Source organism: Stenotrophomonas indicatrix (assembly GCA_041545745.1).
GTDB lineage: Bacteria > Pseudomonadota > Gammaproteobacteria > Xanthomonadales > Xanthomonadaceae > Stenotrophomonas > Stenotrophomonas indicatrix_A.
This window is the reverse complement of record CP168152.1, coordinates 4,403,687-4,417,043: the sequence shown is the minus strand read 5'-3', so window position 1 is coordinate 4,417,043 and position 13,357 is coordinate 4,403,687. Positions and strand designations below refer to the sequence as shown.

At 68.4% G+C, this 13,357-nt stretch carries 12 protein-coding genes; 2 read left to right on the top strand and 10 right to left on the bottom strand.

Features of this window, described 5'->3' with window-relative positions:
- Positions 1 to 30 precede the first annotated feature (30 nt).
- The 9 genes from ACEF39_RS20125 to ACEF39_RS20085 form a co-directional block, all read right to left on the bottom strand.
- Complete coding sequence (locus tag ACEF39_RS20125) at positions 31 to 1,329, bottom strand: DUF58 domain-containing protein (RefSeq protein WP_500286359.1); 1,299 nt, start codon at positions 1,327 to 1,329, stop codon at positions 31 to 33.
- Complete coding sequence (locus ACEF39_RS20120) at positions 1,326 to 2,312, bottom strand: AAA family ATPase (RefSeq protein WP_089237639.1); 987 nt, start codon at positions 2,310 to 2,312, stop codon at positions 1,326 to 1,328. Before ACEF39_RS20120 ends, ACEF39_RS20125 begins: the two co-directional genes overlap by 4 nt.
- Complete coding sequence (locus ACEF39_RS20115; RefSeq protein WP_500286358.1) at positions 2,309 to 3,499, bottom strand: DUF4350 domain-containing protein; 1,191 nt, start codon at positions 3,497 to 3,499, stop codon at positions 2,309 to 2,311. Before ACEF39_RS20115 ends, ACEF39_RS20120 begins: the two co-directional genes overlap by 4 nt.
- Positions 3,496 to 5,130, bottom strand: coding sequence for a DUF4129 domain-containing protein (locus ACEF39_RS20110; protein WP_500286357.1), 1,635 nt, complete (start codon positions 5,128 to 5,130; stop codon positions 3,496 to 3,498). The genes ACEF39_RS20115 and ACEF39_RS20110 overlap by 4 nt, the downstream gene beginning before the upstream one ends.
- Entirely contained in the window at positions 5,120 to 6,112 is a 993-nt protein-coding gene (locus ACEF39_RS20105; RefSeq protein ID WP_500286356.1) for a stage II sporulation protein M, read from the bottom strand. The genes ACEF39_RS20110 and ACEF39_RS20105 overlap by 11 nt, the downstream gene beginning before the upstream one ends.
- Positions 6,109 to 6,798, bottom strand: coding sequence for an RDD family protein (locus ACEF39_RS20100; RefSeq protein WP_500286355.1), 690 nt, complete (start codon positions 6,796 to 6,798; stop codon positions 6,109 to 6,111). The genes ACEF39_RS20105 and ACEF39_RS20100 overlap by 4 nt, the downstream gene beginning before the upstream one ends.
- 124 nt (positions 6,799 to 6,922) lie before the next feature.
- Entirely contained in the window at positions 6,923 to 7,453 is a 531-nt protein-coding gene (locus tag ACEF39_RS20095) for a gamma carbonic anhydrase family protein (RefSeq protein WP_099819819.1), read from the bottom strand.
- Positions 7,454 to 7,633: 180 nt separating this feature from the next.
- On the bottom strand, positions 7,634 to 9,523 hold the full coding sequence (mnmG, locus tag ACEF39_RS20090; RefSeq protein WP_500286354.1) for a tRNA uridine-5-carboxymethylaminomethyl(34) synthesis enzyme MnmG: 1,890 nt from the start codon (positions 9,521 to 9,523) through the stop codon (positions 7,634 to 7,636).
- Positions 9,524 to 10,084: 561 nt separating this feature from the next.
- Positions 10,085 to 10,552 carry a hypothetical protein gene (locus tag ACEF39_RS20085; protein WP_032952020.1) on the bottom strand — a complete coding sequence of 156 codons (468 nt, stop codon included), beginning with the start codon at positions 10,550 to 10,552 and terminating at the stop codon, positions 10,085 to 10,087.
- A 159-nt stretch (positions 10,553 to 10,711) separates the two neighbouring features.
- Between ACEF39_RS20085 and ACEF39_RS20080 the strand changes: the two genes are divergently transcribed.
- Both ACEF39_RS20080 and ACEF39_RS20075 read left to right on the top strand, forming a co-directional pair.
- Positions 10,712 to 11,674, top strand: a complete 963-nt coding sequence (locus ACEF39_RS20080; RefSeq protein WP_500286353.1) for a pyridoxal-phosphate dependent enzyme — start codon at positions 10,712 to 10,714, stop codon at positions 11,672 to 11,674.
- Positions 11,671 to 12,303 carry a YdcF family protein gene (locus tag ACEF39_RS20075; RefSeq protein ID WP_500286352.1) on the top strand — a complete coding sequence of 211 codons (633 nt, stop codon included), beginning with the start codon at positions 11,671 to 11,673 and terminating at the stop codon, positions 12,301 to 12,303. Before ACEF39_RS20080 ends, ACEF39_RS20075 begins: the two co-directional genes overlap by 4 nt.
- 165 nt (positions 12,304 to 12,468) lie before the next feature.
- On the opposite strand, the gene bioC is transcribed toward ACEF39_RS20075, so the two are convergent.
- Positions 12,469 to 13,353, bottom strand: coding sequence for a malonyl-ACP O-methyltransferase BioC (gene bioC / locus ACEF39_RS20070; RefSeq protein ID WP_500286351.1), 885 nt, complete (start codon positions 13,351 to 13,353; stop codon positions 12,469 to 12,471).
- Positions 13,354 to 13,357: the final 4 nt, after the last annotated feature.

Here is a 13,357-nt window from a genome sequence, read left to right as displayed (position 1 = left end):
GATCCGTCGGCCAGCGGCCGGCACTACCCTTTACAGCAGGCCTTCGCGCTTCACCGCCAGATAGCGCTCCACCAGCGCGGCGGGCAGGGCATCGGCCGTGACGTCCAGCACCATTACCCGTTCGGCACGCAGCGCGTCATGTGCCTGCGCGCGCTGCTGCAGATACAGCGCGGCGGCACCGGCCTGCGCGGCATCTTCCACCGTATGCACCTCGCCCTCCAGCGCAGCATCCAGCTCGCGCTCGCGCAGGCTGGCCACGCACACCAGGTGGCGGCGCTGCAGCAGGCGCACGGCCGCAAGCAGGTCTTCGATGTCTTCATCGCGTACGTTGCTGACCAGCATCACCAGCGCGCGTCGACGCTGGCGCAGCGATACTTCGGTGGCGGCGGCCAGATAATCGGTGGCCACCGCCTGCGGCTGCAGATCGTAGCTGGCGCGCAACAGGTGCTGCACCGTGCCCATGCCGCGCTGCGGCGCCACCCAGCGGCGCTCGCCGCCCACCGCGAACAGGCCGGCGGCATCGCCCTGGCGAAGCGCCAGGTAAGCCACCACCAGCGAGGCGTTCAAGGCATGGTCGAAATGCGAGAGTCCGCCTTCGCTGGCCAGCATGCGCCGGCCGCTGTCGAGCATCAGCAGCAGCTGCTGGTTCTTCTCGTCCTGGTACTCGCGCGAAATCAGCTTGCGCGCGCGGGCGGTCGCCTTCCAGTCGAGCTGGCGCAGGCTGTCGCCGATGCGGTACTCGCGCATCTGGTGGAAGTCGGTGCCTTCGCCACGGCGCCGCTTCACATGGGCGCCGACCAGGCGTGAGGCCTGGTCGGCACTGAACAGCGCGAAGCGGGTGAGCGGCACGAAATTGGGATAGACGCGTACCTCCAGCGCCGGTGGCAGCGTGCGTTGCTGCCACCACAGCCGCCACGGCGAGCGGATGCGCAGCTGCACGCCTTCGAAGGCAAAGCGCCCGCGCTGCTGCGGCTGCACGTGGTAATGCAGCGAACTGGCATGGCCGGCCCGCAACGGCACGCGCTGCGGCAGTGATTCCAGCGGCCAGCCGCCCGGCACCAGATCGAACACGTGCACGTGCATGGCCTGTTCGCTGTGCAGGCGCAGGCCGATCTCGCGACGCACGCCCAGTGCCAGCGCCTCGGGCACGTCGCGCTCGACGCTGGGCGAGGGCCGTCGCCGTTGTCGCCACAGATCAACCAGTGCCAGCACCGCAATCAATGCGCCGGCCAGCGCCCAGCTCCAGCGCGGCAGCAGGCCGCCCAGCACCACGCCTCCCAGCACAGCCCAGGCCAACAGCAACGCCAGCAGCAGCGGCGCAGGCCTCATCGGCGCGGCGCTTCGACCTTGGCCAGCAGCGCACCCAGCACGTCGTCGGCATCCTGGCCTTCGATCTGCAGCTCCGGTGCCAGTGCAATGCGGTGGCGCAGGGCAGGGCGGGCGATGTCACGCACATCATCGGGGGTGACGAAATCACGCCCGGCCAGCACCGCCTGCGCGCGCGAGGCACGCACCAGGGCGATGCTGCCGCGCGGGCCGGCACCGACGGCGATGCCCGGCCACTGCCGGGTGGCGGCCACGATGCGCACCGCGTAGTCGATCACTTCGTCATCGACGGTGATCGCCGCGGTGGCCTGCTGCAGCGCCAGCAGTTCACCGGCTCCGAGTACGCGCGGCACCTGGCTCAGGTCGAAATCGCTGGCGGCACGGCCGCTGGTGATCGCCGCGACCATGCGCTTCTCGTCTTCCAGCTGCGGATAGTCGATCAGCACCTTCAGCAGGAAGCGGTCCAGCTGCGCTTCCGGCAGCGGATAGGTGCCTTCCTGTTCCAGCGGGTTCTGCGTGGCGAGCGCCATGAACGGCGGTGCCAGGGTGAAGGCCTTGCCTTCGATGGTGACCTGACCTTCCTGCATCACTTCCAGCAGCGCGGACTGGGTCTTGGCCGGGGCGCGGTTGATCTCGTCGGCCAGCAGCAGGTTGGTGAACACCGGGCCGCGACGGATCTTGAAGCTCTCGCTCTTCGGGTCGTACACCGCATGTCCGCTGACGTCGCTGGGCATCAGGTCGGGGGTGAACTGCACGCGGCCATAGTCCAGTTCCAGCGCCTGCGCCAGCGCGCGCACCAGCAGGGTCTTGCCGAGGCCGGGTACGCCTTCGATCAGCACGTGGCCACCGGCCAGCAGGGCGACCAGGATCTGGTCGAGCACATCGGCCTGGCCGATGAAGGCGTGGCCGACGGCCTGGCGGATGGCGTCGACGCGTTCGATCAGGCGGGCGGTGGCGGCCGCCGGAAGTTCAGGGGCATCGGTCATAGCAGGGATCTCATCTGGAGCAGCAAGCGGATGCGCTCGCGCAGGGCGGAGGAATCATGCGGCGAAGGCGGCGTGAGTGCACTGGTGACACGACTGACCGGCCATTGCAGCACCGCGGCGATGGCCTGGTCACGCGCAGCACCGTCGAGTGCGGCAGCCACGGGTGCACGCAGGCGCAGACGATGCAGGAACAACGCCTGCACGGCCTGGTAAAGGCGCGCGCCATGACCGAAGCGCAGCAGCAGTTCGCCACTGGCGCGGACGTGTTCCAGCAGCGAACGGCGCTCGACCACCGGCGCGGGCAGGGCACTGCCGAAGCGTTGCGCGCGCGACCACAGCCAGCCGAGGATGGCCAGCAGCAGCGGCACCCACAGCGGCCAGCCCTGGTAGAAGATGCGCGCGCCCAGCGAGGGCGGGCGGCTGCCGTACACCAGCCAGACCGTGCCGCGCCCATAGTTGGGATCGAGCAGGTAGCGGGTCAGGTCGCGGTGTGAGAGGTCATGCAGACCGTCGCGGGCGACAGCATCGACGTCGACCGTGCGGCGGCGCGTTGATGCGGATGGGCCTTCACTGCGCATGACATCCATGTCGGCCAGCACGTCGATGCGACCCTTGCCGTGCGGCAGGCGCGCGAACGCCAGTCCTTCGTTGCCGCCCCATCGGCGCTCGGCCGTGGCGTTGGCCTGGAAGCCCAGGCTGAAGCGCCGGCCGCCGCAGAACTCGACATGGCTGGGATCGTCGACCACATGGAAAGGCTGGCAGTCGCTGCCATGGAACAGGCTGTCCACGCCGATCCTGTCCAGCAATGGCCCCTGCGTGCTGCTGGCATCGTCCTCGGCCGGCGGCTGCGTGCGCAGCAGCAGATGGCCGCCGGTATCTACCCAATCCAGCAGGGCCTGCGCAGTGCGCGGCGGCATGTCGGCGGTGTCCTGCAGCAGCACCAGTGTATCGGTGGCAGCCAGTGGCATCTGTGCCAGGTCCAACCGCTGCCGGGACTGCACCTCGATGCCGTCTGCGCGCAGGGCCTGGCCCAGCACATACAGCGGGTTGTAGCTGGCTTCGCCCTGCGGCGGCAGCACGACGGTCTCGGTCACCTTTTCGTGCGTGCGCAGGAACAGGATGGTCAGCGGCACCCCGAGCAGGACCAGCGCGCCGAGCAGCAACGACCAGAACAGGCGCGGGCTCATGCCTGCCACCCGTACTGCTGGCGCAGCGTGCTGGCCAACGCGTCGAAATCGCTGCGGGTGGGCAGGCGTCCACCGTAGGCGGCGTACTGCCACATGCGCACGATGCGCGCGAACAGTTCACGGTCGGTGCTGTCGGACATGCGCCGCGAGGCACGCAGGCACTGTGCTTCGGTGGCACCGGGCGGCAAAGCGATGCCGGTGCGCTCCACCAGCGTGCGTACGCTGGCGCGGTACAGCAGGGCCAGCGCCTGCCGCGGGCGTCCCTGGTCCCACAGCAACCCGGCCTGGGTCGCCACATCGGGCGGCAGCACCACCGGCATTTCCACCTGCTCTTCGGTGATCTGCGGTGCCTGTTTTTCCTTGCGGCGGCCGGAACCGCGCAACCACGGCAGCCACAGCCGCGCGGTCAACAGCAGCACCAGCAGCAGGACACCCAGCAGCCCCCACAGGCCCCATTCGGCGATCCGTGCCAGCCACAGCTGGCCGCTCCTGCGCGCCTTGCGGTCTGCGTCGCTGCTGCTGTCCTTCTGCAGCTCTTTCTTGTCTTTCTTCTTTTCGGCGGCGTCTTCGATCGGCTTCCATCGGCTGACCTGCCGCGTCGGCCGCTGCAACGGATCTTCGTAGGCGCGGTTCACGGCCTGACGGAAGCCAGCGGTATCCACCGGCGTGTCACCGAAGATCACCGCCGGTGTATTGGCCGGATCGTTTTCCGCAGTGGCCGCTTCTTCGGCTTCTTCAGCGTCTTCCGCTTCTGCGTCTTCATCGACGTTGGCCGTGGCGATCTGTCCGGCGTCCGGCGCGTCGGCGTCCTGTGCGTGCACGGGCGCCAACGGCAGCGCCAGGCACAGCAGCAGCACCAACGAAGTGGCGATGGGCAGCAAGCGTTCGCGCAGGCGGCGCAGGGCGATTTCCACGTCCCAGGCTTCCATCTGCGTGCGTCGGTTCAAGTACAGGCCGAAGCCGGCGCCCACGTAGAACGGCCCGATCAGCGCCGCCGCCAGCCAGCACAACAGGTTGAGGCCAAGCTTGGCCCAGGCAGGCGCCTCCACGCTGACCATCGCCCATGCCGCGCGCCAGGATTCGGGTAGCAGTTCCAAGGGGATGAAGATGAAGATGGTGGCGATCGCGCCCACCACCAGCACCAGCTCGAATGCCAGGCAGATCATCGCCAGCACCAGTGCAGGGCCCGCGGCGCCGGCAGCCACCGCTCGGCGGCGCGCGCCCCGCTGGGCGGGCGCATTGCCCTCCAGCAGATTGACCGGCAGGCACAGGCTGCGCAAACCGCTGAAACGGCGCCAGCCCAGGTAGCCCCAGAAGCCGCTGCCACCCCACTGCCGCTGTGCGCGCAGTGCAGCGCGCGCACCGACCCGTTCGCCGAAGATGCCGCGTGAGAGTACGTACAGCGGCGCGCGCTCGAACAACGGTTTGCACCACCACATCGCCAGCCAGGCCCAGCCGAAGGCATCCAGCCACCAGGCCAGCGCATTGAACAGCACGAACAACGGCGCACTGGCCAGCAACCAGCTGCCCCACACACCGCGCGCATGGCGGCGGGCCAGCGCACTGCCCAGCTCCATCGCTTCCCAGCTGCTGCGCGCGCGCAGCACCACGTCCAGGTGGTCAATCCGCATGGCTGCCTCCGCGTCCACCGCGCCACAGCCACAGCAGCACGCCGGCCCACAGCACCCCGGCCACGCTGAACTTCACGGCAGCCGGGATTTCGGCGATGGAGGACCAGAACGCTTCCACGAACGCTGCCAGCAGCAACATGAAGGCCACGCCCAGGCACAGCCGCGCGCCGATGCGCCCCCCTTCGACCAGCGCATCCAGACGGCGCCGCCGCCCGGGCGCCAGCAGTTTCATGCCCAGCTGCAGGCCGGCACCGCCAGCGATCACGATGGCGGTCAGTTCGAACGCGCCGTGACCGACCACGAAGCGCCAGAACGGGCCACCATGGCCGATGTGCTGCAGATGGCCCGCCACCGAGCCGATGGTGATGCCGTTGAACAACAGCACCAGCAACGTGCCCAACCCCGCCAGCAGGCCGCTGGCGAAGGTGCGCAGGGCGATGCTGATGTTGTTCATGATGTAGTAGCCGAACATCATCCAGTCGGTGCCGCTGTCGCGGCCCAGGCGCTCGGCGGATGGATCGTACATGCGCTCCATCTCGGCGATCTGGCCGTTGTCCATCAGCAGGTGGATGCTGTCCGGGTATACCTGCACCAGCACGAAGCAGGCCAGCGCCGGCACGGCGAACATCGCCAGCGCGGCCCACATGCTGCGCGCCTGGCTGCGTACCAGCAGCGGGAAATCAGCGACCAGGAATTCCAGCGCGCGCCGCCAGCGGGTGGGTGGCGTGCGGTACAGCACGCCATGGCCGTGCTGCATCAGCTGCTGCAGGCGTTGCACCAGCTGCGGGCTGTAGCCGCGTTCGCGGGCCAGCGCCAGCTGCTGGCACAGCCGTCGGTAACGCTGCGGGAAGCTGACATCGCCGGCTTCTTCCGCGCCCGGCCTGCGCCGACGCCGACGCGAGGCACCGGCGCGATGCTGCAGCCACTGCTCTAGGTCATGCCATTCCTGTTGATGGCGGGCGACGAACTGCTCCTGCTTCATCGTCGACCCAGCAACCAGTTGGCCATCGCATACAGGCGCAGCACGCCGACCTGGCCGGACGCACTGGTCAACGGCTCGGCGATGCTGGCGAGTTCCTGCTGGCGCGCGGGTGACAGGCGCGGTGCGCGCTCGGCGAAGGCCATCACCGCCGCCTGTTCCTCCGGCCGCAGCGGTTGCGGCGGGGCCAGCACGCTGTCGATGGTGGTCGGCGGCGGCAGGTAATGCGGTGGCGAGTGCACCACCATCGTGCCGGCAACCAGATCGCCCAGGCGGCGGCCATGCGGATCGAACAGGCTGCTGATCAGGCCCAGCGCGTAGCCGAAGGGCAGCATGTCCACGGTGCGCAGCAGGTTGCGGGTGATCGAGGCCATCCAGCCTACCGGCGCGCCATCCTGTGCCAGTACCCGCAGGCCCAGCACGCGCTTGCCGAGGGTACGGCCCCACAGCGCTTCGCAGACGATGGGGTAGGCCCACATCAGCAGGAACATCAGTGCCATGTACAGGCCGCGGCCGAACTCATCGAGCAGGGCCAGCGGAATGGACAGCGCGGTCAGCGCGCCGAAGCGGACGGCCAGGTCGATCAGCCAGGCCAGCGCACGCGGCATCGGCCCGGCCGCAGGCAACTGCAGAGGCACGCCTTCCGGCGTTACCACCTCGCGGTAGGTATCGAGCATCGGCGCGGCCATCAGCGCGATGGCCGCCGAAGTGGGCGCTGGAGTCCTCTCCGGCGTGCAGCCACGGGCATGGGGGTCTCGACGGTTCCTGGTCGGGCCCAGACTTTAGCAGAGCCCGGCCATTGGCGAGGCGGCCTCAGCCCAGGTATTCGTCCTTCAGCCGCACGTAGTGGTCGGCCGAATAGTGCAGCGACTCGATCTCCTTGTCGCTGAGCGTGCGCGCCGGACGGGCAGGGTTGCCCACCCACAGTTCGCCTTCGCCCACTACCTTGCCGGGGCCGACCACTGCACCGGCACCGACGAAGCCATGGCGCTCGACCCGGGCACCGTCGAGGATGCACGCGCCCATGCCGATCAGGCTGTAATCGCCGATGCTGCAGGCGTGGATGATGCAGCCATGGCCGACGGTGACGCCTTCGCCGATCAGGGTCGGGTAGCCGGCCTTGTTGTACGGGCTGTGGTGGCTGACGTGGATGATGGTGCCGTCCTGCACATTGGTGCGTGCACCGATGCGCACGAAATTGACGTCGCCGCGAATGACCGTGCCCGGCCAGACCGACACGTCATCGGCCAGTTCGACATCACCGATGATGGTGCAGGCCGGATCGACATACACACGCTGGCCGAGTACCGGCATCTTGTCGCGGAAAGGGCGCAGCGGGGTCATCGGTGTCTCCGGCAGATCAGGGCAATCGTGATGATGATACGCGCTCTGCCGATGCCGACCCCGCGGGCACCTGCAGCGGCCGGGATGCTTCATGGATCCGTGTCGACCAAGGTCGACACCTACCAGAGCGGACCGCGAGTAGATCCACGCCATGCGTGGATGGCATTTGCCGATCCCGCGTTACGCCACGCGTCCGCGCCGCGCGCGTTCCAGGTGCACCAGCAGCAGCGAGATCGCCGCCGGGGTCATGCCGGGAATGCGTTGTGCCTGACCGATGGTCTGCGGGCGCACGCGTTCGAGCTTCTGCAGCGCTTCGGCCGACAGCCCGCGCACGATGGCGTAGTCGAAATCGCCGGCAATCGGGGTTGCTTCATGCCGCTGCTGGCGCTCGATCTCCTCGCGCTGGCGATCCAGGTAACCGGCGTACTTCACGCCGATCTCCACCTGTTCGGCCACCTTGCCATCGGCCACGGCCGGGCCGAGCGAGGGTACCCGCATCAGCTGCGCGTAATCCAGTTCCGGGCGCTTGATCAGGTCCAGCACATTGGTTTCGCGGCTGACCGCCACGCCCAGCGTTTCCTGCACTTCGCGGCCCAGCGCATTGGCCGGCGTCGCCCAAAGCGCGCCCAGGCGTGTGCGTTCTGCGGCCACTGCGGCTTGCTTGGTTTCGAAGGCACTCCAGCGACGATCATCGACCAGGCCCATGTCGCGGCCGGCCGGCGTCAGGCGCTGGTCGGCGTTGTCTTCGCGCAGCTGCAGGCGGTATTCGGCGCGGCTGGTGAACATGCGGTACGGCTCGTTGGTGCCGTGGGTGATCAGGTCATCCACCAGCACGCCCAGATACGCTTCGTCGCGGCGCGGGCACCAGCCCTCCAGGCCACGCACCTGGCGAGCGGCATTGAGGCCGGCCAGCAGGCCCTGCGCGGCAGCTTCTTCATAACCGGTGGTGCCGTTGATCTGGCCGGCGAAGAACAGGCCGTTGACCAGCTTGGTTTCCAGCGAGGCCTTCAGGCCGCGTGGATCGAAGAAGTCGTATTCGATGGCATAGCCGGGGCGGGTGATGTGCGCGTTGGCGAAACCACGGATGCTGCGCACCATCGCCAGCTGCACGTCGAACGGCAGCGAGGTGGAAATGCCGTTGGGATAGATCTCGACGATGCCCAAGCCTTCAGGCTCGACGAAGATCTGGTGGCTGGCCTTCTCGGCGAAGCGCACCACCTTGTCCTCGATGGAGGGGCAGTAGCGCGGGCCGATGCCTTCGATCTGGCCGCTGTACAACGGCGAGCGGTGCAGCGCGTCGCGGATGATCTGGTGGGTCTGCTCGCTGGTGTGGGTGATCCAGCAGCTGACCTGCTGCGGATGTTCATCCACCGAGCCGAGGAAGGACATCACCGGGCGCGGCGTGTCGCCGGGTTGCTCGTCCATCACGCTGTAGTCCAGCGAACGGCCGTCGATGCGCGGCGGCGTGCCGGTCTTCAGGCGGTCCACCTGGAACGGCCGCTCGCGCAGGCGCGCAGCCAGCGTGGTGGCCGGCGGATCGCCCATGCGGCCGGCAGCGTACTGGGTCGGGCCGACGTGGATCTTGCCGGCCAGGAAGGTGCCGGCGGTCAGCACCACGGCCTCGGCATCGAAACGCAGGCCGGTCTGGGTGATGACCCCGCGCACGTGGTCGCCCTCGATGACCAGGTCATCCACCGCCGCCTGGAACACGGTCAGGTTGGCCTGGCCCTCGACGATGGCGCGGATCGCCATGCGGTACAGGTTGCGGTCGGCCTGGCAGCGGGTGGCGCGCACGGCCGGGCCCTTGGAGGCGTTGAGGGTGCGCCACTGGATGCCGGCGCGGTCGGCGGCATGCGCCATCGCACCGCCGAGGGCGTCGATTTCCTTGACCAGATGGCCCTTGCCGATGCCACCGATGGCCGGGTTGCAGCTCATCGCCCCCACCGTTTCGATGTTGTGGGTCAGCAACAGGGTGCGCACGCCGGTACGGGCCGCAGCCAACGCGGCCTCGGTGCCGGCGTGGCCACCGCCGATGACGATGACGTCGTAACGATGGAAGGAATCGATCATGGGGGCTGTTCAGCAAGGGGCAGGCGCAGCCGGAGACGGCGCCGGGGTGGCGATTTTAGCGCCAATCGGGGGCAGGGACGCTGGCGCCGGCCGGCCGGCGTCGAAATCAACCCTAAAGTTGGCAGGATTTTTGCAGATAACCCAATAGCACCCACCGTGGCTGGCGCCGCAGGCGCTGGTGACCGGAATTGGAACAGGGGCCGGTACAGGCGCACGGTGGGGAAGCAGAGGGGCCGGCAGTCGGGGGACTGTCCGGCCCTGTTTTTTTTGGGAGGCTGGGAACGCGTCATCCACGCATGGCGTGGATCTACTGCCCGCGTGCGCCCTGGTGTCCCGAACAACAAACGGCCCCGCAGTGCGGGGCCGTTCGTCTTTAAAGGTGCCGACATCCGACAGGGCCGGAACAGGGGGGATCCAGATGTTCCTGTCGGATATCGACGCAGAGCTGTTTGGGACGGGCCCTTAACGCTTTTGTCACTTTGTGACGCTGGCCGTCACCACCTGCGTAGATTGAGGCTTGGACCGTGTGAAATGCAAGATGGAACAAGCGTCAACTGTGCGCTATCTCTCACGATCCATGGCACGCCAGGGGGAACTGTTCATCCTCGGCGCACGCGGAGCCGGAGCCGGACGGGCCTGCGGCGGCGGCGAGGGGCGCTCGACCCGCTGTGCAGGCTGCGGCGGTCGACGCATCGAATCCATGTTGCGCCAGGGCGAGCCGCCATTGTTCTGGCGCGGCGGCGGTGGCGGGCGGTTTTCGCCGCCATTGCCGGGACGCGGTGGCGGGCGGTGGTTGTGGTGCGGCGGGCGGTAGATCGGCCGCTGGTAGTACGGGCCGCCGTAGCCGTAATAGCCGCCGCCACCGTAATACGGGTAGCCGTAGTCGGCCGGGTAGCCATAGGGGTAGCGGTATTCCACCGACGGCGCACCGTGGTAGTAACCGCCGCCGCGGCCACCGACATAGTCATAGGTGGTGCAACCGGTCAGGGCCAGCAACAGGCCACCGGCAAGCATCAGGCGCGTTTTCATGATGGGTCCCCCCAGAGGACGGGTATGCAGGCAGCTTCAGCCGCCGGCGTTGAATCAGCCCTTAATTCCGCCGCCCAGGATGAATGGCGGTGTAGGACTGCATGCTGGCATGACCGATGGCGCCCTCGCCAGCGCGGAGCCATACGTTAATCTTGCGTCATGAGCGATTCACTGTTGCCCCGCGCTGATGACGTCCTCGCCGCCGCCGCGCGGATCGCGCCCCATGCCAGCGTGACTCCGGTGCTGCGCTCGCGCACGCTGGACGCACTGGCCGGTGCGCAACTGGCGTTCAAGGCCGAGCACCTGCAGCGCGGCGGCGCGTTCAAGTTCCGCGGTGCGTGCAATGCGGTGTGGTCGCTGGATGCCGATCACGCCGGTGCCGGTGTGGTGACCCATTCCTCCGGCAATCACGGTGCCGCCTTGGCGCTGGCTGCCCGCACACGGGGCATTCCCTGCCATGTGGTGGTGCCCGAAGGGGCCGTGGCCGCCAAGCTGGCCAATATTGCCCGGCATGGCGCCACCCTCTGGCGCTGCCCGGCCACCATCGCCGACCGCGAGGCCACCTGCGCCAGGGTGCAGGCCGATACCGGCGCCACCCTGGTCCATCCCTACACGAATCCCGCGGTGATGGCCGGGCAGGGTACGGCCGCGCTGGAGCTGCTGCACAGCGAGGGGCCGTTCGACGTGCTGGTGGTGCCGGTGGGCGGCGGTGGCCTGGCCAGTGGCACCGCGTTGGCCCTGCAGCACGCCAGCCCAGGCACGCGCCTGGTGCTGGCCGAGCCGGCCGGTGCCGACGACACCGCCCGTTCGCTGGCGACCGGCACGCGCCAGGAGGCATTTACCCCGGACACGATCTGCGACGGACTGCGCACGCTGATCGGCGCACCCAACTTCGCGCTGCTGCAGTCTGCGGGCGCGGAGGTCATCGTGGTTGACGATGCCGCCACCGTGGCGGCGATGCGCCTGCTGTGGGACGTGCTCAAACAGGTGGTCGAGCCGTCCTCGGCGATCGTGCTGGCGGCAGTGCTTGCCCAGCCCGCGCGCTTTGCCGGCCTGCGCGTGGGACTGGTGCTGTCCGGCGGCAATGTCGATCTGCCTGCCCTGCGTTGGGGAGCACCATGAGCCGAGGCCGCCGTGGTGAACGTACCGGCCTGCTCGGTTGGTTGTGGCGGTTGTTCATACTGCTGGTGATCTGGCTGCTGGGCGTGACCGCCTGGATCGTCTGGGTCGGCGAACGCGACCAGGCGGCCAAGGCGGACGCGATCATCGTGCTGGGCGCGGCCGCCTACGATGCCAAGCCCTCGCCGGTGTTTGAAGAGCGCATCCGCCACGGCCTGGATCTGTACGACGCCGGCTACGCGCCACTGCTGATCTTTACCGGTGGCTATGGCGGCACCGGCGCGCGCTTCTCCGAATCGCAGGTGGCCCGCCGCTATGCGCTCAAGCACGGCATTCCCGATGAGGCGATCCTCATCGAGACCGCCTCGCGCAATACGGTGCAGAACCTGGTCGAGGCCAAGCGGCTGATGGACCAGCGCAAGCTGCATTCGGTGATCATCGTCAGCGACCCGCTGCACATGGCGCGCGCGCTGCGCCTGAGCAAGGCACTGGGCATCCAGGCGTTGGCGTCGTCCACGCCGAGCACGCGCTTCCGCAGCTTCCATACCAGCTGGCGCTTCCTGGTGCAGGAGATCTACTTCTTCCACCGCGACCTGGTGCGGCCGCCGCTGAGCTCACCGGCCAATACCTGAGCGCAGGCGCGCAATGGGGCCGGCCGGGACCTGCTGTTGGTAGTTGCCGACCTTGGTCGGCACGGGAAGCACAGCGCCGACCAAGGTCGGCATCTACCAGTGCAGATTCCGTGCATGAATCGGTAGTCGCCGACCTTGGTCGGCGCATGACCTGCGGCCGCTCGATCAGGTCTGCTTGCGCCGGATCGGGATCGCCGACACCGGTACCGAGGCTACGTCGTGGCCACCTTCGCGGATCGGTGCGCCCGGATCCGGCGCCCAGGCATGGGCGTAGATCACTTCCCAGCTGCTGGGCAGCTTGCCATCGCCACGGCGCATCGGTTCGTACGCCGCCGCGGCCGCCGCGAACCGACCCCGCCCGGTCAACGTATGGCGGCGATCGACCCGTGCGTTGGTCGCGCCCATCGCACGCAGCTCGCGCATCAACGAGGGCAGATCGTCGTAGGTCAAGGTGAACAGGTCGCGGTCGAGTACCGGATCGCGGAAGCCGGCCATCATCAGCGCATCGCCGAACTGGGCGATCTGCGCGAAGCGGCTGACATGCGGCCGGTCATCGGCGGCGGCGAAGGCTTCATTGAGTTCGACCAGCGTTTCCGGCCCGAAGGTTGAACACAGCAGCAGCCCACCGGGCTTGAGCACGCGGCGGAAACCGGCGAACACCGCCGGCAGGTCGTCCACCCACTGCAGGCACAGGTTGCTGAAGATCACGTCCACGCTGTTGTCAGCCAACGGCAGCGCGGTGGCATCAGCGGCCAGGCGCTGGAACGGCTTCCACCAGCCAGCCTGGCGCTTGGCCTGGTCCAGCATCGGCAGCGCCACGTCCAGCGCGATCACCTGCGCCTTCGGCCAGCGCTTCTTCATCAGCGCGCTGGCATGGCCGGTGCCGGCGCCGATATCCAGCACCACCTCCGGCTTGCGCGCCTCCAGGTAGTCCAGCGATTCCAGCAGCCGCGACTGCACCTCGCGCTGCAGGGCGGCGGCAGCGTCGTAGCTGGTGGCGGCGCGGGCGAAGGCGCGGCGGACATGGCGGGCATCGAAGTGGGACGGCATTGCG

Bases quoted from the DNA above. Each gene is read 5' to 3' on its own strand.
- bioC (WP_500286351.1), bottom strand. From the start codon at position 13,353: ATGCCGTCCCACTTCGATGCCCGCCATGTCCGCCGCGCCTTCGCCCGC.
- ACEF39_RS20080 (WP_500286353.1), top strand. From the start codon at position 10,712: ATGAGCGATTCACTGTTGCCCCGCGCTGATGACGTCCTCGCCGCCGCC.
- mnmG (WP_500286354.1), bottom strand. From the start codon at position 9,523: ATGATCGATTCCTTCCATCGTTACGACGTCATCGTCATCGGCGGTGGC.
- ACEF39_RS20105 (WP_500286356.1), bottom strand. From the start codon at position 6,112: ATGAAGCAGGAGCAGTTCGTCGCCCGCCATCAACAGGAATGGCATGAC.
- ACEF39_RS20120 (WP_089237639.1), bottom strand. From the start codon at position 2,312: ATGACCGATGCCCCTGAACTTCCGGCGGCCGCCACCGCCCGCCTGATC.
- ACEF39_RS20115 (WP_500286358.1), bottom strand. From the start codon at position 3,499: ATGAGCCCGCGCCTGTTCTGGTCGTTGCTGCTCGGCGCGCTGGTCCTG.
- ACEF39_RS20085 (WP_032952020.1), bottom strand. From the start codon at position 10,552: ATGAAAACGCGCCTGATGCTTGCCGGTGGCCTGTTGCTGGCCCTGACC.
- ACEF39_RS20110 (WP_500286357.1), bottom strand. From the start codon at position 5,130: ATGCGGATTGACCACCTGGACGTGGTGCTGCGCGCGCGCAGCAGCTGG.
- ACEF39_RS20075 (WP_500286352.1), top strand. From the start codon at position 11,671: ATGAGCCGAGGCCGCCGTGGTGAACGTACCGGCCTGCTCGGTTGGTTG.
- ACEF39_RS20125 (WP_500286359.1), bottom strand. From the start codon at position 1,329: ATGAGGCCTGCGCCGCTGCTGCTGGCGTTGCTGTTGGCCTGGGCTGTG.
- ACEF39_RS20095 (WP_099819819.1), bottom strand. From the start codon at position 7,453: ATGACCCCGCTGCGCCCTTTCCGCGACAAGATGCCGGTACTCGGCCAG.
- ACEF39_RS20100 (WP_500286355.1), bottom strand. From the start codon at position 6,798: ATGGCCGCGCCGATGCTCGATACCTACCGCGAGGTGGTAACGCCGGAA.